Consider the following 17,734-nt stretch of genomic DNA (forward strand, 5'->3'; position numbering starts at 1 on the left):
AGGTGTATCCGCTTTTTGCTTTTTGGCGCTTTGTTCGAGATCTTGTTATGCTTTTTGTTAGTTAACTACTGTAGTTTGTACTCATTTTTGCCTATGCATAACTCAACATAACTCAGCATAACGTAGCAAAACCATGATTAGGAGTAACCTATGCCAATTAGTAAAGAAGCTCGCGCCCTTATTTTTGAGCGTTGCTACATTGCCGGTGAGTGGCTTGCCAGTGATAGCCAAAAAACTATCGCTGTATTGAATCCCGCCGATGGCAAGGAAATTGCCGAAGTGCCGGAATGTGGTGAGGCAGAGGCCAAACGAGCAATTCAGGCGGCTAACCACGCGTTTCCTGCGTGGCGGAAAAAAACTGCAGAGGAACGCGCAAAAGTTCTTAAAAAATGGCATGAGTTAGTAATGGCCAATCAGCAAGCTTTAGGGGAGATCATGACCCTCGAGCAAGGTAAGCCGCTTGCCGAAGCTAAAGGCGAAATTGCCTATGCGGCGAGCTATATTGAATGGTTTGCAGAAGAAGCCCGGCGGGTGTATGGCGAAACAATCCCGGGCGCACAAGAATCGCAACGTATTGTTGTTACTCGCGAACCGGTGGGTGTTTGTGTGGCCGTTACGCCTTGGAACTTCCCAGCAGCTATGATCACTCGTAAAGTAGCGCCGGCATTGGCGGTGGGCTGCACTATTGTGGTTAAACCAGCGAGCGAAACACCGCTTACCGCACTAGCGCTCGCTGCATTAGCGGCTGAGGCCGGTGTTCCAACCGGCGTGTTCAGTGTAATTACCGGCTCATCGAAAGCGATTGGCAAAGTATTTACCGAAAACGAGCTCGTACGTAAATTAAGTTTCACAGGTTCCACAGCAGTGGGCTCTATGTTAATGGAACAATGTGCACCCACGGTGAAGCGCTTATCGCTAGAGCTTGGTGGTAATGCTCCTTTTATTGTCTTTGATGATGCTGATATTGATGCTGCGGTGCAGGGGTTGATTGATAGCAAGTTCCGCAATGCCGGCCAAACCTGTGTTTGTGCGAATCGCATTTATGTGCAAAAGCCAGTGTATGCTGAATTTGTGGAAAAGCTCAGTGCCAAAGTGCAAGCGCTGAAAGTAGGTGATGGTTTTACTGATAATGTGCTGATTGGGCCATTAATTTCAGAGGCGGCGGTAGAGAAAGTGGAAGCCCATATTGCCGATGCACTAGAGCTAGGTGCTCGAGTAGTGTGTGGCGGCTCACGCCATGAGCTAGGCGGTACTTGGTTCGAACCAACGGTTATTGCCGATGGCAGCCAGGATATGCTGTTCACTCGGGAAGAAACCTTTGGGCCCGTAGCGCCCGTTATCCCTTTCGATGATGAAGCGCAGGCTGTTGAGTATGCTAACGCCACTGAGTTTGGCCTAGCGGCTTACTTTTACGCTCAAGATCTCGGCCGAGTGCGGCGTGTAGCCGAAGGCATCGAAGCGGGCATTGTGGGTGTGAACACCGGGCTAATTTCTAATGCCACCGCACCGTTTGGCGGCGTAAAAGCATCAGGCCTTGGGCGCGAAGGCGGCCACCAAGGTATTGATGAGTACACAGAACTGAAATACCTGTGTATCGATAGCTAGGCACAAACTTATGCCCAAAGCCATCAGAGCTACCGTGCTCTGGTGGCCGTTGAAACGTTATTAATTTGTAGCTAAATGCGCCTATATTGAGGTTAAAATCTGCGATCTGTAGTTTAAAGTTGAGATTTTGTTAAATCTTCGAAATTTTTCGTAAATGTACTTGTGGAAGGGGCTTGCTTGGCTTCACACTCATCATTATTTAGGGCTTATTAGCGATACCAAACGCCCATTAACGGTTTTAGCGCAGCTTGCGTGGCGCTGCCGTTAAAGGCTTATTGTCGGAATGGCTGTGGCAATATTTATAACGGCCGCGGCGATATGTATGGAAACAATGAATGAGTGAGATATCATTAAATGAATGCAGTAACTAAGCAAAGCGCAACCATGGACGTGTTTGTTTTTTCGTTTAATCGTGGCCAATTCTTGCGTAATTGTATTCGTTCTGTGCAAACCCATTGGCCTAGGGTAAATATCACTGTAGTTGATGATCGAAGCGATGATAAAGAAACGCAAGCCGTGCTCTCTGAATTAAAAGCAGAGGGCGTGCAAGTTTTGCTGGCGCCGGAGAAATCGTTTACCAAGCGCCATGGTGGTTTATACAACAATATGCAATTAGCGCTCGAAATAGCCACCGAGCGCAGCACCGAGTATGCATTGTTTTTGCAAGATGATATGCAAGTTGTGCGCGATATCGATGAGGCCGATACCGATTACATTCCGGCGTTTTTTAATGAGTACCCGCAAGCCGCTTTTTTGCATCCGCTGTTTTTGAAGGGTGCACGCAAACGCCGCGATCAAGCCATCACTTACCTGAGCGGTAAACTTCCAGTATATTTTCGGAAAAAACGCGAAAACAAAACCCCACGAGGCATTTCCTATTCAGATTGTTTTATCGCTCATATACCGCGGTTGCGGCAAGCTAGTTGGCAATTCCAAGGTAGTGAGGTAAGTAATGCGCGGCAAGCAGAAAGGCTGTTTGGCGATATGGGCTTCATGCTTCACCCAATTGCAATGTATCTTCCCGAGGTGCCTGTTTATCGTGGAAAACGAAAAACGCGTTGGGTGGAACTAGCCCAAGAGCGCGGTGGTGAATCACCCAACGCCTTTTTACCTTTGCACGGAGCGGCGTTAAAGCGGCTGAAAGAACGAAATGTGAAGCAGCAACTGCCGGTAGCCGAGCATTATCTAAAAACAACTCGTGCAGCGAAAAAGCCTTTTCGTTACAGCCAAATCAATGCGTTCCCTGTGCTTCGTGTGTTACATAAAATTGAGCAAATCATTAAAAAGCGCTAATATTCCAAAAGTAGGGTTCTGAAATATCCAAGAGCCCAGTGCATCAGCGCTTTGGGAAGTGATTTGTGGTTAGAGCCGTTGTTCAATTTCTGCTGTTAATGGGAAACAAAGTAGCGCAAGCTCGCGCTGTGCTCTCACGCTTTCGTGTGCGCCTCTCTTTCTTGGTATTAGCACTGGCGGCTGCGAGTTTACTTACGGCTTGCACCCCCATGCGTGAACCCGTCAATATCGCTGGTAACCAGTGGCTGGGTTATCATCCCCTCTATCTTGCACATACACAAAACTGTGTGCAGTGCCCATTTAGCAATGAATATTATGGCGAGCGGCCCATAAAGGTAAACATGCTCGCCGATACCACCTTAGTTTCGCGTTTGTTTGCCAATGGTCAGCTTGATGGCGCATTGGTAACGCTGGATGAGGCCATTCGCCTGCAAAGTAATAATCAAATGGATTTGTGTGTAGCTAGAATACTTAGCTTCTCCCAGGGGGCCGATGCGGTTCTCTTGGCGCCTCACGCAGAGTTAAGCCAACGGCCTTTGCGAGTGGGCTATGAAGAAACCGCTTTGGGCGCTTTTTTATTACAACGGGCAATTCAATTCTTAGGGTTAAATGAAAATGATTTGCAGCCGGAATTGGTGCTTCCGAGCCAACATTTACAAAGTGTACTTTCCGGTGATGTCGATATGCTCATCACTTATGAACCCTTCATAACGCAGCTGAAATCACAGGGTGCAACTGTATTATTTGATAGCAGCCAAATCCCTCATGAAATATTAGATTTGTTTGTAGTACGCCGTGATGTTTGGCAAGAGCATGCGAAAATGCTTGATTGGGTGGCCTCGGAACTGTGGGAAAAAGGCCGTGTAAAACTCTCTGCACCATCATCGGCGGATGCCACATTTATGCAAGAAACCCTAGCGTTGAATAGTGAAGAGCTCAGCAACGCGTTGTCGGGCCTGCATTTTCCTGATTATCAAGAAAACCGCGAGATACAAGCTACAGAATTAGATGCCATTTTAGCGCGATTAAACGGGCATTTATTGAGTTCAGGCTTGATTTCAACCCCGGCTCACCTGCCTTCGTGCTATGAGTTATGAGAGGAGAACCTCTGATGTTTAGAGCCTTTAGCCAGGAGCTTTACAGTGCGGTTGTATAGCATTCGTACCCAACTCTTAATCGCCACTGGTGCAGTAGCTGTGGTGTTTCTTATCGCCGCGGTAATCGCAGTTGTGAATGAACAAGTTCGGCAAAGTTACGAGTACGCTGAACGGGAAATCATAACGATGGCGAATTTAGCCCAAGGTTCCTTGAATCGCTCGCTACGTTATGAGCTAGATTCAGCCACCCGAGAGATTCTCATGGAGCTAAGCACAAACCGTAGGGTGCGCAACGTAGCAAAAGTTGACCCGGATGGTACAATTGCGAACTTGGCTAATCCAATTCAACGTTCGGTAATCGGCAACCCTGTAGGCATCTTGATTCCGCAAATCAATTTAGAACATTTGCAGCAATCGATCACCGCAAATTCGGTTTCATTTCACAAACAAGAAAAAGCAGATGCTTACATCGTATTCGTGCCGGTGATTTCTGCGGGGCAGGAATTCGGCTCACCCAATCGCCAGATTGTTGTATTTGAATACGAGCATCAGGTGCATTGGTTATCAGCATTATTTGAGCGTAAGGCCTTTATTTTCGGTGCTACGCTGTTTCTAATCATTCTATTTTCAATATTCGCTCTATTTTTACACCGCAAAATAAGCCGTCCTGTGCAAACACTCACAAGCATTATGCAGCGCTTACAAAAGGGCGAAGAGATCACCGATGTGCCCATTCAAGGCAATGATGAGCTTGCCTTTTTAGCCCGAAGTACTGAACGCATGCTGCGTGATCGGTTTAAGAATTTGCGCAAAATTAATTTGCTCTCTAACGCGCTGGAACAAAGTAATGAAGGCGTGATTATTACCAATTTGGAACCTAAAATTGAATATGTGAATCGCGCCTTAGTTGAGAGTACGGGCTTCACTGAAGACGAATTAATTGGCCAGCCCCCAGAGATACTCGGTTCGGGGAAAACCTCGGAGGAAACCTATAAAACCATGTGGGCTAGGCTCCACGCCGGCGAGGCGTGGGCAGGGGAATTCCGCAACCGGCGTAAAGATGGCAGCGAGTTTTCAGAGCTGCAAACCATTTCACCCATTCGGAACTCAAAGGGAGAAATAACGCATTACTTGGGCATCAAACAAGATATTACCGAGCACAAAAAAACACAGGCTCGTTTGCACCATTTAGCTTACGACAACCCGTTGAGTGGGCTTCCGAATCGCCTCTCTTTGATCGAATATATCTCGCAAACGTTGAAATCATCCTCAGGAAAGCAGGAATATTGGTTAGTACTGATTAATATTGATAGGTTGAAGCGGATTAATGATGCTCGCGGGTATGATTACGGCAATTTAGTGATCGCCTCGGTAGCACAGCGTATAGAGAACTATATTTCTGATAACGTATATTTGGCTCACACAGGCGCCGATGATTTCGCTTGCTTGATCAATTTTCCGTTTGAGCGGCAGCATGCAATTGAGCAAGCCAATGATTTTGCATGGGATATAAAGGCACAGCTTGAGATGCCTTATGACATTGAAAACGAGCAAGTGCAATTAACCATGAGCATTGGCGTGGCCAGTTTATTTGCTCATCAATCAGCAGAAGAGGTGTTCCGCGAGGCGGAGATGGCCTTGCACAAAGCCAAAGAGAACGGTGGTGGCAGTGTATCGCTGTATAGCGATGGCGATATTGAGCATGCCGAAGAACTTTTTGGTTTAGAGCGAGATTTAACCGCAGCGGTTAAAAACGATGAAATCGAAATGTACTTGCAGGGTCAGTTCAATGGGCGAGGCGATTTAATAGGCGCCGAAGCATTGGCGCGCTGGCTGCATCCGAGCGATGGCATGATTCCCCCTGATAAGTTTGTCAGTATAGCTGAGCGCTCTGATTTAATTATTCAATTGGATAGAAAAATGCTCCAACATGCCGCGTCATGCTTAGCCAACTGGCAAGCAAAGGATCTAAACTACACCCTTTCGGTAAATATTAGCCCCCGTTATTTCCGTTCTAAACAGTTAAAAGCAGAGCTTGAGGCAATGTTTGCAGCAGCAAATGCAAATTTGCGAGGCCTAGTATTGGAAGTAACGGAGCGCCTATTTATTGATGATATGCACGATGTGATTAAGCAGATGTCTACGATTAGCAAGCTAGGAGTGCAATTTGCGCTGGACGATTTCGGTACCGGCTACTCCTCACTGGCATATTTGCAGCGCCTACCGATTCACGAATTGAAAATCGATAAAAGTTTTACCCAAGGGCTACCGAAAAACCAGAGAGCCGTGAGCATGGTTAACATGATCACGGCGATCGCTCGCAATTTGGAATTAAGAATTGTGGCCGAAGGTATCGAAACTTCGGCCCAAGCTGAATATTGCGAAGATCAACATATTATTATTCAAGGTTACTACTTTGATCGCCCACAGCCGCAAGATAAGTGGAACCGCAAGTGGCTTAAATAAAGCCGTACTTGTGCGCCACCACATCGAAATACTCTAATGTGTGCTTCGCGTAAGCGCGCTTATCAACATAGGTACCCGGGAAGAAATTCTTCTTAAACCCGTAAGCCACCATATCTTTTAAACGCTTCAGAGGCACTGGGAAATTGTCCAGCGCTAGCTTGTATTCGTTGCTCACCGTGGTGTTAGAAACCAAACGATTGTCGGTGCAAATAACCGTAGCAATTCGATGATCCAGCATGTGCCGGAAATTGTGGTTTTTAATGTCACCAATAGCTGGGTTGGTTTGTAGGTTACTGGTTAAGCATACCTCGATAGCAATACGGCGATCGGCAATGTAAGAAGCTAACGATTGGCTGTAACCTTCTTTATCGGTAATTTTGCTATCTTCAATCATTTCTGGTGAGAACAGCGAATAACCATGGCCTAAACGATCAGCGTAGCAGGTGGTTAGTGCTTCAAAAATACTTTCGGCACCATAGGCTTCACCCGCATGTACGGTTTTTAACAAGAAGTTTTGGTGCGCGTATTCATACACTTCTTTAAATTTATGGGCTGGGTAGCCATTTTCTTGGCCAGCAATATCTAAGCCAACAATCGGCAAGCCTTCTTCATCACGCATACGCACGCTGGCGCGGATTAATTCCATGGCCGCCGCTTTAATCACATCCATAGAATCATGATCGCGCAACAGTGAGAATAGTTGCGTGTAATAAGGTGAAAAGCCTTTTTTACCAAAAGAACGCATGGCGCAGTTAATAATGCCGTATTCAAAAGGTGGCTTTAAACCCGGCGAAAGGCCTACATCGGGTAGGCTGTTGTATTCGGCTTTGGCTTTAGCTAAGCCATTATTTACCGCATGCATTACTTCATCAAAGCCAATACCTACGGTAGGGTCCATCAGTAACTGGGGGGCAAAACGAACTTCAATATAGTTCACGCCCTCTTCTAGGTTATCCATGGCCAGTTCATAGGCCGATTGCTCCATATTTTCCAAATCACGAAGCACCGAGCAAGTATATTGGAAGCCGTTCAAGTATTCGCCAAGGTTCTGATATTTATCTTTAAACACCAATTCCTTTAGGCCCTCTACCGTGTATGATGGTAGCTCGATTTTACTGCGTTTGGCCATTTCAATGAGCCCTTCCGGGCGGAGGCTACCATCGAGGTGGAGGTGAATATCGGCCTTGGGAATTTCACGAATGAAATCCAACGAGTAAGTGGTGTGAGCCGGATTTTTTGTGGCTCCTTTTGCATTGGCTGTGGAAGACGACAGCGGCGACATATTTTGTGACATAAACTAAATACCCCTTACACGTGAATTTAGCCGCGTATTGTATCGCATTTTTCATGCGTTTGCGCGGTTTTGCATTGCGCACTTGAATGCGCTGAATTAATGTCGAACAGTTACTCGCTCATGGCACAAAGCATCGTGCTGTATGCACCTAAAGTAAAGTTTACTTTACCTAATGGTTTTTTTTAATGAGGCGTGCAACGTAATAACGAAGCAACATCTAACAAGAAGAATGACACCGCATGGCATCTTTATATTTTACTTATTCAGCAATGAATGCTGGTAAAAGCACCTCACTTTTACAGGTTGCTTATAACTACGAAGAAAGAGAGCAAAGAGTTGTATTGCTCACGCCCGCACTGGATACCCGTGAAGGCGAAGGGAAAATTCACTCGCGTTTAGGGCTGGCGCGCAGCGCCGAAACCTTTACTAATAAAACCAATTTGTATCAGCGTGTTGAATCCTTGCTTTGCGCACACGCTATTGATTGTATTTTACTTGATGAAGCACAGTTTTTAACGCCAGAGCAAGTGTGGCAATTGGCACGAGTTGTAGATGAGCTAAAGGTGCCCGTAATGTGCTATGGCATTCGCACCGATGCTTTTGGTAATGCATTTCCCGGTAGCGCTACTTTGTTAGCGATAGCGGATAAGCTAAATGAAATTAAAACCATTTGTTTCTGTGGCCGCAAAGCCACCATGGTGTATCGCTGTGATGAAAATGGCAGAGCGTTAAATTCAGGCGAACAAGTGGCAATTGGCGGCAACGAGCAGTATGTATCGTGTTGCCGTAAACATTGGGTTGAAGCATTAGCGGCAGTTGGAATAGACCAGCAATCGTTTCCCTTGATTTGAGGATATGAAAGCATGAAAAAAACAGGACGTGGTTGGTTGTGGGCCCTGATTATCATTGTTATTGCGGCGGCAGCAACTTGGTATTTTTGGCCAAAGGATGATGGCGAGCAACGCATTAACACCACAAAAGCTGAATTACGCGATATTGAAGTAGTGGTTACCGCCACTGGCCGATTACAGCCACTTGATTACGTTGATGTAGGGGCGCAAGTTTCTGGCCAGTTAGAAACCTTACATGTTGAGGTGGGTGATAATGTTATTGCAGAAGAAATTCTTGCGGAAATTGATGCAACCGTGCTGGAAGCCCGTTTAGATGGTGTACGCGCACAACTTCGTTTTCAGCAAGCGCAATTACGTGAGCGAAAAGCCACGCTAGACCTCGCAGAAATTAACTTAGCCCGGCAAGAGCGGTTGTTTGTTGATCGAGCTACTCCAGAAGAATTAGTACAAAGCGCTGAGGCAACCGCGCGGGCAGAAGCGGCTCGCTTGGATGCAGTGCAAGCGCAAATTGAACAAACAGAATCGAGCTTGCGAGCTGATGAAGCGAACTTAAACTATACCCGTATTTTTGCGCCGATGTCTGGCACCGTAACAAGTATTGCGGCTCGCCGCGGGCAAACCCTGAATGCGGCGCAAACCACACCTACGATTATGACAATTGCCGATCTTTCTACCATGCTGGTAGAAGCTCAGGTTTCTGAGGCTGATATCAGCCGTTTGCGCAACGGCATGGATGTGTATTTCACCACATTGGGGAATCGTGGCCAACGCTGGTATAGCAACTTGCAGCTCATTGAACCAACGCCGGTGGTTGAGAACAACGTGGTGCTGTATAACGCGCTCTTCGAAATACCAAACCCTGATGGTGAGTTACTGCCACAAATGACAACCCAAGTGTTTTTTGTGGTGCAAAGTGCTGAACAAGTGGTGGCGGTGCCGGCTTCGGCTATTCGCCCAACTGGCCGCAATCAAGGCGAAGTGCGGGTGATGCGAAATGGCCAAGTGGAAGCCGTGTCGGTAGAGCTCGGTATTAGCGATCGGGTGCACACTGAAATTAAATCTGGGCTCAGTGCAGGTGATGAAATTGTGATGCCATCAGCTGCGGGTATGCCGGCTGGCGCCGGGCGTATGGGGCGAGGCTAAGATAATGTCGAAGCAGGCAAAGGCTCAGCAACAAGTGGCAGAACATACGTTAGACCAAGCGGGCAAGGGCGCAAAAGCAAGCGCAGAGCCGATGATTCGCATTCGTGGCCTTACTAAAAGCTACAAAACCGGGCCCATTGATACGCAAGTGCTGCATGGTATTGATTTAGATATCGATGCCGGCGATTTCTTGGCCATCGTGGGTAGCTCCGGTTCCGGTAAATCAACGCTGATGAATATCATTGGCTGCTTGGATAAGCCAACCTCGGGAGATTACTATTTCCAAGGCCAGGCCGTAGCGGATATGGACACCGACCAACTGGCGAAATTACGCCGAAGTGCCTTTGGTTTTGTGTTTCAGCAATACAATTTATTAGGTGGTGCAACCGCGCTAGCTAATGCAGAGCTGCCAGCAGGGTATACCTCAATGCCCAGTGAGCAGCGGCATGCTCGGGCTGAGCAATTATTAACTCGGCTTGGTTTAGAAGATCGCATGCAGCACAAGCCTTCGGAATTATCCGGCGGCCAACAACAGCGCGTTTCCATTGCTCGCGCTTTGATGAATGGTGGCGAAATTATTCTCGCCGATGAGCCAACCGGTGCTCTTGATAGCCAAAGTGGCAAAGAGGTGATGGCGCTGTTAAAGGATCTTTCCGAGCGTGGCCACACCGTTATTCTCATTACCCATGATCATGAAGTAGCCGCCCATGCGGATCGTGTAATTGAACTGAAAGATGGCCATATCTTAAGCGATAAACGCAATCGTGAAGTGCGGGCGCATGTGGCGCCGGAAAAAGGCCCGGGTTCTGGTCAGCCCAGCCCGCTCATGGATGCTGGGCGCTCGGTTATTACCGCATTAACTGCCTTGCGGCAGAATATTTTCCGTACCGCACTAACCTTACTCGGTATTGTGATCGGCGTGGCCGCGGTGATTTCCATGTTGGCGATAGGCCAGGGCGCGCGCCAAGATGTGGTGGATCGTATCAGCGCTATGGGCTCGAATTTGCTCACAGTATTTCCCGGCGCACCGAATTCGCGCGGGCGTTGGAGCGTGGCAACTTTAGTGCCAGAAGATGTGGATGCCATCAACGAGCTCCCTAATATTCTGGCCGCTGTGCCCGAATTAACGGGAAACCGAACGTTAAGGCGTTCCGGCTTCGATAAAGAAGCACAAGTGAATGCAACCTACCATATGTTTCCAGTTGCCCGGCAATGGGAATTAGAACGCGGCAGCTTTTTCACCCAAGAAGATGAAGATCTCTATGCTACCGTTGCGGTGATTGGGCAAACTGTAGCACGGCAACTCTTTCCTGATCGCGATCCTCTCGGTGAAGTAATGCTCATTAACAACGTGCTATTCCGTGTAATCGGCGTAATGAGCGAGCGCGGTGCTTCGCCTTGGGGCCAAGATCAAGATGATGTGGTGTTTGTGCCCTACAGCACCGGTTCTTTGCGATTATTCGGCCAACGGTTTTTGCGTAACGTTACGGTAGCTGTGGAAAGTAGTGATCCGTTGACAATGCAAACCGCTAACGATGTAGTACATCAATTACTGCTGGAGCGCCACGGCGTGGAAGATTTCCAAATTCGGAATATGGCCTCAATTATTGAAACGGCCACTGAAACCCAAAACACCATGACACTGCTACTCGGTGTGATTGCCGTTATTTCGCTTGTGGTAGGCGGTATTGGTGTGATGAATATTATGCTTGTGAGCGTAACCGAGCGCACGCGTGAAATTGGTATTCGCATGGCGGTTGGTGCTCGTGCAGCGCAAATCAAGATGCAGTTTTTAGTGGAGGCAATTACCGTGGCACTGCTTGGTGGTTTAATTGGGGTTAGCCTTGGCCTCGGTATTACTTGGGTGATTTCAACCTTTGGTAGCTCCGTGGTGTTTGCGGCAGGGCCAGTTATTATGGCCTTTGGTTGTGCGTTTTTAACCGGGCTTATCTTTGGCTATATCCCGGCTCGTAAGGCAGCGCAGCTGGATCCTGTGCAGGCGCTTGCTTCCGAATAAGAGTGAAAAAACAAAAAACGTTGAATTAATAAGCGCTTTTATTCCGTGATATGCAGCTCCGGTGGTATGCTATAGGAAATAATAATCCTTGTTGCTACCCCGGAGTTTTTTATGGCTGATACTGCGCCTGCTTCCTCATCAACCCTTACGATTACGCAACCCGACGATTGGCATCTGCACTTTCGTGACGGCGATATGTTGGCCATGACAGTGCCCGCAACGGCGCGTGTATTCAAACGCGCGATTGTGATGCCAAACCTAGCTCCGCCGGTAACCACGGTTGCCCAAGCTGAAGCCTATCGGCAAAGGATTCTGGCGCACGTGCCCGAAGGTATGGATTTCGAGCCACTTATGGCTTTGTACTTAACCCAAGATACCAGCGTGCAGGATGTTCGCGAGGCTGCACAAAACCCGAATATTATTGGTTATAAACTTTACCCAGCTGGCGCTACAACAAACTCAAGTGCCGGCGTTCGTGCTGTTGATGCTATGGGGCCGGTGCTCGAAACTATGCAGGAATTCGGCGTGCCCTTGCTGGTGCACGGCGAAGTAACGGAACCGGAAATCGATATTTTCGATCGGGAAAAAGTGTTTATCGATCGTTATCTTGCGCCGATCACTCAGCGTTATAGCCGCTTGAAAGTAATTTTAGAGCATATCACCACCAAAGATGCGGTTGAATTTGTTACCGAAGCCCATGAATTAGTGGCAGCAACCCTTACACCCCAGCACCTGTTAATGAACCGAAATGATTTATTGGTAGGTGGCGTGCATGTGCACAACTATTGCTTACCAGTGTTGAAGCGCCGCACTCACCAAGAAGCTCTGCAGCAGGCCGCCATTAGCGGTAATAAAAAATTCTTCTTAGGCACCGATTCAGCGCCGCACGTGCAAGCCAAAAAAGAAACGGCCTGCGGGTGCGCAGGGTGTTTTTCAGCGTTTACGGCTATTGAGCTCTATGCAGAAGCCTTTGCGCAGCTTGATGCGCTGGATAAGTTAGAGGGTTTTGCCAGCCACTTTGGTGCTGATTTTTATGGCCGCCCGCGCAACACCAAGAAAATACAATTGCAACGGGATATTTGGCAGGCGCCTGCAACAGTTACCCACAATGGCGAAACTTGGGTACCGTATTGGGCAGGGCGAGATTTGCAGTGGCAGGTGGTGATGGCTGGGGCTTAGCTTGTAGCTATCGATAGTTATATTCTATTTGTCATACATAGAAACCCAAGTAAGTTTGTTAAAAAAGCTATAAAATATCGTATGTTAGTAAAAGCTTGTGAAGCTAAAGTTAAGAACTTTATGTGTATTTCACTAGGTTTCCGTTTATAGTTTATGAAAGTTAGTAAGTTATGAATCTACGCGCTCTTCTTGAGCAGCGAAAAAAATGTTCAGGAATGAGCGATGAGTAACTTAACAGAGGGATTCGTTTGTTTACGTTTTTAAAAACAAACAAAAAGAAGTTAATAGTAGCACTGGGCGTTTGTGAGGCTTCAGTGCAAATTGCTATTCTCAAAGCGGTAGCTCAAGATCAGGCCAGTGGCGCTGTGATCAGCCACGCAGGTGAGGCATGGCAATTAGTGGTGAATGATGAAGAGCCCATAACCGACCACAACCCGCTGGTGGCGGTTGAGGCGCTTATCAATCGCTACGAGAGCTTTGATTTCAAAAAGCAGCCTGTGCAACTGGTGCTCGGCTCCAGCTTAGTAGAGCAAGTTGCCGTAGAACGCCCCGATGTTCCCGAACAAGATATCGTGCCCACATTACAGTGGACACTGAAAGATTTGGTAACCATTCCCGCCGATGATTTGCTCTTAGATTATTACGATATCCCGGTGCAAGTAGCGGGCGCAAAGAAAATCAATGTAGTGGCCACCAGCCGCAAGAAAATTCAGCCTTTGGTTACCTTTTTAGCGAGCCAAGGCATGCAAGTGGCTGGCATTGTGAACCAAGATAAGGCGCTAACGCAGTGGCTAGATGAAGAGCTGCGCGGCATGTTAGTTACTCAATCAGCTGGTGAACGCGCACAGTTGCACATCATTGCCAAGCAACAGTTGGTTGTGAGCCGGAGATTACCGGCAGCATTCAACTTGGCGTCTATCAATCCAGAAGATATCGAGGAACTTGAAAACCTCTCGATTGAGCTGCAACGTTCGCAGGATTTTTATACAGGGCAATTGCGGCAAGCGCCTTTAGCGGATATTGAGTTAGCTATCGATCATAAGAATTCTACCGCTATTGCGGAAGTAATTGGCGCGCAGCTGGGTATGCAGGTGAGTATGTTGGGCTACCCGGATTGGGCAAAAGAATTGGCCGCCGGTGATTATTCTGATTTAGCCGCGATTTCTGGGCTGTTATGGTTCGTGTTTTCTGCGGGGCAAGGCGATAAAGGAGCGGGTTCATGAAACACTCAATTAACCTGTTCCAACACGATCTTATCCCAGAGCAACCTTGGCTGAGTTTCACGCGAGTGTTGCTTGCCACATTGCTTGTGTGTGTTGTGCTTGTAGGTTGGAAAGGCATGCTCATACTGCAGCTCAAGGATTTACAAACGCAAGTTGCTACACAGCAGGAAAAACTTGCGAATGAGCAGCAAGAATTGGCTCAGCTAAGTGAACAATTACGTGCGAAAACGCCAAGTTCTGCGCTACAGGCAGAAGTGAATCAGCTCGAAAGCGAAGTTTCCATGCGCCAATTCTTGCTAGCTGAATTTCAACGTCGCGGGCAAATTAAACAGCAAGATTATGCCGAATTGCTTACCGATTTAGCGATTCTGCACCGTGAGGGCGTATGGTTAACGCGAATCCACCAAGATCGTAATCGCCTGAATCTGCATGGGCATTCGGTGAATGCAAGTATTTTACCGCAATGGATGCAAAGCTTTAAAACCTCAGCCACATTATCTGATCGCCGTTTCAATATGGTTGAACTCAAGCGCGACAATCGCGATCTTCTCAGTTTTGTGTTGCAGGGTAGCTCTGGCGATATGGCAGAGTTTCTGCCGGTCGAAGGAAACAGTTTCGATGAGCAAGGTAATAGCGTGCAAGCCTCGCAACAACGGGATAGAGAAGCAGAAGCGCGCGCTGCAGAAATACGAGCGGAACGTTTGCGCGCGCTAGAAACTGCGGAAGAAGCGGAACAGCAGCAACAAGAACAACTGGAAGAAGCTCGCAGAGCACTGGAACGCGTTACGGGAGGTAACCAATGAAAGAATGGTTAGCTAACGCAGAACTTTGGTTTAGTGATCGGGAAAAGCGCGAGCAATATATTTTAGCTGCGGTTTCTATTTTGCTGGTAGCCTGGCTTGGCTATATTTTGCTGATTGAACCCGGCATAGAAGAACGCGAAGGAATGCAACGGCAGTTGCAGCAAGCCACCACGCAAGCTAACAGCATGGAACAACAAGTAACCGTGGCGCAAAACCAATTGCAGGCAGATCCAAATGCAGCATTGAGTAATCGCCAACGGCAACTGGCAAGCCGCAATGATCGCTTGAACCAACAGCTTGATAATTTGGCAGAATTTATTGAACCGGAGCAATTGCTAGATTGGTTACAGGCAATGCTCATGGATTCCGAGAATATCGGCAACACTTCCGAGGGCGCTGCGGATTCCGGATTAACCTTGCGTTCTTTTGATACCTACGCGCCTATACCGTTTTTAGAAGATTCCCCAACAGGCACGGTTTATCAGCACAACGTTGAGGTGGTTTTGGAAGGCAGTTATTTTGCGGTGCGGGATTACTTGCAACGTTTACAAGATTTGCCTTTTGGCTTTTATTGGCAAGAGCTTGATTATCAAGTTGATGCCTACCCTACGGCAATGGTGCGGTTGCGTTTATACACATTGAGCCAACAAGCTCGAACTATGCGCACATCGCAGGGCTCGAACTCAGGGGAGGGCAATAATGCAGGCGAATAAACCAATGGCACAGGCAAAGGCTAGCGTACTTATTGCAGCCGTTTGCATTTTTAGCTGCAGTTACTTTGTTGCGAGCGCAAACACCAGCGGTGATGCGGTGCAACGAGATCCAACACGCCCAGCGGTAAGTGCCGAGCAATTAGCCCCTGAGGGAGAGCGAGCTCGCTTGCGCTCTGATAACTTGCAATTAGAGCTCATACGTTATAGCTCTGAGGGCAGCAGCGCGGTGATTAACGGCGATACTTATCAAATTGGGGATCGCTTGAGTGGTTGGGATGTGCAGCAAATTGAAGCAGATCGTGTAGTACTGATTCGTAACAACGAACAGATCGTTTTATCGGTATTTTCCGGTTTAACGCGCAGTAGTTTTAAGGATAATCCATGAAAGTAAGAATCAGCCTGAGCATCCTTATCGGATGTATCGCACTCACGGGGTGTATTAGTAAACCACCCGAGCAGTTGGCCGATGAAGCGGATCAAGCATTGCGTACCGGTGAGCAACGGGGCTCTTCAAGCCAGCGTTTAGCAGAGTTACCGAGTGATGTGCGGAATGAATTGCGGCAGCCGGTTAACAACCGCGAAGAGCGTAACCGTTTGCTCGAAGAGCCACGTTTTTCCGTGCAAGCTCGGCAGGTGAACGCGGCTGATTTCTTTGCTCAGCTTACCAATGAAAGCCCTTATAGCCTAGTAGTACACCCTGATGTACAAGGCTCTATCACGGTTAACCTTCGTGATGTTACGCTGCAAGAAGCGCTCGATGTGGTGCAAGATATCTATGGCTTCGATATTCGCCGCGAAGGCCGTATTTACCGCGTGTTCCCAGCCGGTTTGCGTACCGAAACTATCTCTTTAAACTACCTTGCGCTGCGCCGCCAAGGGCAATCACAAACATCTATTACTTCTGGTGGCGTTGCTGAGCAACAGGGTGGTGCAAGTGGCTCGAACCAAGGTAACTTTGGTGGCAGCAATGCCGGTAATCTCGGTGTGCCAACCCAAGGCGGGCTGCCAGCAGGTGGTTCAATGGGCGTAAGTGGACAAACCGGTTCAACGATATCATCGCAATCGGAAACCGATTTTTGGAAAGATCTGCGGGAAATTCTTGAAGGTGTAGTGGGTGAAGGCGAAGGCCGCCGTGTGGTGGTATCTCCGCAAGCAGGCTTGGCTACTATTCGCGCTTACCCTAGCGAAATTCGAGCGGCTCGTGATTTTCTGGCAGCTGCTGAAAATAGTTTACAACGGCAAGTTATTTTAGAGGCTCGTATTGTTGAGGTGTCACTCAGCGAAGGTTATCAGCAGGGCGTTGATTGGAGCCAGATCACCAGTGGCATTGGCGGCGGCGCAACCGAGTTCAGCTTTAGCGGTGGCAGTGTTGATGCAACTTCGTTGGGCGGCGTATTTGGCTTACAATTCCAGAGCCAATCGTTTAACGGTATGCTCGAGATGCTCTCAACCCAAGGGAATGTGCAAGTACTCTCGAACCCGAGGGTAACGGCCACGAACAATCAAAAAGCGGTTATCAAAATTGGTGAAGATGAATACTTTGTAACCGATGTGTCTACCACTACCGTTACCGGTACGGCTACCACTTCAACGCCAAACGTTCAGTTAACTCCTTTCTTTTCGGGGATAGCTTTGGATGTTACACCGCAAATATCCGACGATGGCACCATTACCTTACATATTCGCCCTTCGGTTACGGAAACCCAAGAGCAAGAAAAAATTATTAGTTTGAATAGCGAAACCTTAGTATTGCCGCTCGCTCGCAGTAATATTCGGGAATCCGATACCATTATTCGTGCCCGCGATGGCGAAGTGGTGATTATCGGTGGCTTAATGCAAACTTCCTACACCGATGAGTTAAGCCAAGTGCCATTCTTGGGTAACATTCCTATGCTCGGTGAGTTGTTTACCAACCGGCGGCAACGGGAAGTGAAGAAAGAATTAGTGATTATGCTTCGCCCTACTGTAGTAGGTGTGGATACATGGGATACTGAACTGGAATCTTCTCGCGAATTATTACGCCGCTGGTATGAAAGCCAGTAACGAATGC

14 protein-coding genes are annotated in these 17,734 nt (G+C 47.9%); 13 read left to right on the plus strand and 1 reads right to left on the minus strand.

Translation table 11 applies throughout. The features are described from left to right. Nucleotides 1-150 precede the first annotated feature (150 nt). The 4 genes from CWE08_RS02025 (at nt 151) to CWE08_RS02040 (ending at nt 6,461) form a co-directional block, all read left to right on the plus strand. Complete coding sequence (locus CWE08_RS02025) at nt 151-1,605, plus strand: NAD-dependent succinate-semialdehyde dehydrogenase (RefSeq protein WP_126765107.1); 1,455 nt, start codon at nt 151-153, stop codon at nt 1,603-1,605. A gap of 354 nt (nt 1,606-1,959) precedes the next feature. Beyond that, a complete protein-coding gene (locus CWE08_RS02030; RefSeq protein WP_126765109.1) occupies nt 1,960-2,898 on the plus strand; it encodes a glycosyltransferase family A protein in 939 nt (312 codons plus the stop codon). A gap of 65 nt (nt 2,899-2,963) precedes the next feature. Next, on the plus strand, nt 2,964-3,995 hold the full coding sequence (locus tag CWE08_RS02035; protein ID WP_126765111.1) for an ABC transporter substrate-binding protein: 1,032 nt from the start codon (nt 2,964-2,966) through the stop codon (nt 3,993-3,995). 45 nt (nt 3,996-4,040) lie between these two features. Then, a complete protein-coding gene (locus CWE08_RS02040; protein ID WP_126765113.1) occupies nt 4,041-6,461 on the plus strand; it encodes an EAL domain-containing protein in 2,421 nt (806 codons plus the stop codon). Here CWE08_RS02040 and CWE08_RS02045 read toward each other — a convergent pair. Then, nucleotides 6,454-7,755: an adenosine deaminase family protein gene (locus CWE08_RS02045; RefSeq protein ID WP_241973805.1), complete on the minus strand. Its 1,302-nt coding sequence runs from the start codon at nt 7,753-7,755 to the stop codon at nt 6,454-6,456. The genes CWE08_RS02040 and CWE08_RS02045 overlap by 8 nt on opposite strands. 239 nt (nt 7,756-7,994) lie before the next feature. Between CWE08_RS02045 and CWE08_RS02050 the strand changes: the two genes are divergently transcribed. From CWE08_RS02050 to mshL, 9 genes are all read left to right on the plus strand, one after another. Further along, on the plus strand, nt 7,995-8,606 hold the full coding sequence (locus CWE08_RS02050) for a thymidine kinase (protein ID WP_126765114.1): 612 nt from the start codon (nt 7,995-7,997) through the stop codon (nt 8,604-8,606). 12 nt (nt 8,607-8,618) lie between these two features. Beyond that, the gene (locus tag CWE08_RS02055; protein WP_126765116.1) at nt 8,619-9,749 is read left to right on the plus strand and encodes an efflux RND transporter periplasmic adaptor subunit; all 1,131 of its coding nucleotides are present in this window, start codon (nt 8,619-8,621) and stop codon (nt 9,747-9,749) included. Between the two features lie 4 nt (nt 9,750-9,753). Next, nucleotides 9,754-11,766 (plus strand): MacB family efflux pump subunit, encoded by a 2,013-nt coding sequence (locus tag CWE08_RS02060; RefSeq protein WP_241973806.1) that lies wholly within the window; start codon nt 9,754-9,756, stop codon nt 11,764-11,766. Between the two features lie 111 nt (nt 11,767-11,877). Further along, nucleotides 11,878-12,945, plus strand: a complete 1,068-nt coding sequence (gene pyrC, locus CWE08_RS02065) for a dihydroorotase (RefSeq protein ID WP_126765117.1) — start codon at nt 11,878-11,880, stop codon at nt 12,943-12,945. Between the two features lie 314 nt (nt 12,946-13,259). After that, nucleotides 13,260-14,168, plus strand: a complete 909-nt coding sequence (locus tag CWE08_RS02070; protein ID WP_126765118.1) for a hypothetical protein — start codon at nt 13,260-13,262, stop codon at nt 14,166-14,168. After that, the gene (locus tag CWE08_RS02075) at nt 14,165-14,971 is read left to right on the plus strand and encodes a PilN domain-containing protein (protein ID WP_126765120.1); all 807 of its coding nucleotides are present in this window, start codon (nt 14,165-14,167) and stop codon (nt 14,969-14,971) included. Before CWE08_RS02070 ends, CWE08_RS02075 begins: the two co-directional genes overlap by 4 nt. After that, on the plus strand, nt 14,968-15,684 hold the full coding sequence (gene gspM, locus CWE08_RS02080) for a type II secretion system protein GspM (protein ID WP_126765125.1): 717 nt from the start codon (nt 14,968-14,970) through the stop codon (nt 15,682-15,684). The genes CWE08_RS02075 and gspM overlap by 4 nt, the downstream gene beginning before the upstream one ends. Continuing rightward, entirely contained in the window at nt 15,671-16,069 is a 399-nt protein-coding gene (locus tag CWE08_RS02085) for a hypothetical protein (protein WP_126765127.1), read from the plus strand. The genes gspM and CWE08_RS02085 overlap by 14 nt, the downstream gene beginning before the upstream one ends. Next, nucleotides 16,066-17,727, plus strand: a complete 1,662-nt coding sequence (mshL, locus tag CWE08_RS02090; RefSeq protein ID WP_126765129.1) for a pilus (MSHA type) biogenesis protein MshL — start codon at nt 16,066-16,068, stop codon at nt 17,725-17,727. Before CWE08_RS02085 ends, mshL begins: the two co-directional genes overlap by 4 nt. Nucleotides 17,728-17,734: the final 7 nt, after the last annotated feature.

The sequence above is a fragment of the Aliidiomarina iranensis genome (genome assembly GCF_003987135.1).
GTDB classification, from domain to species: Bacteria; Pseudomonadota; Gammaproteobacteria; order Enterobacterales; family Alteromonadaceae; genus Aliidiomarina; species Aliidiomarina iranensis.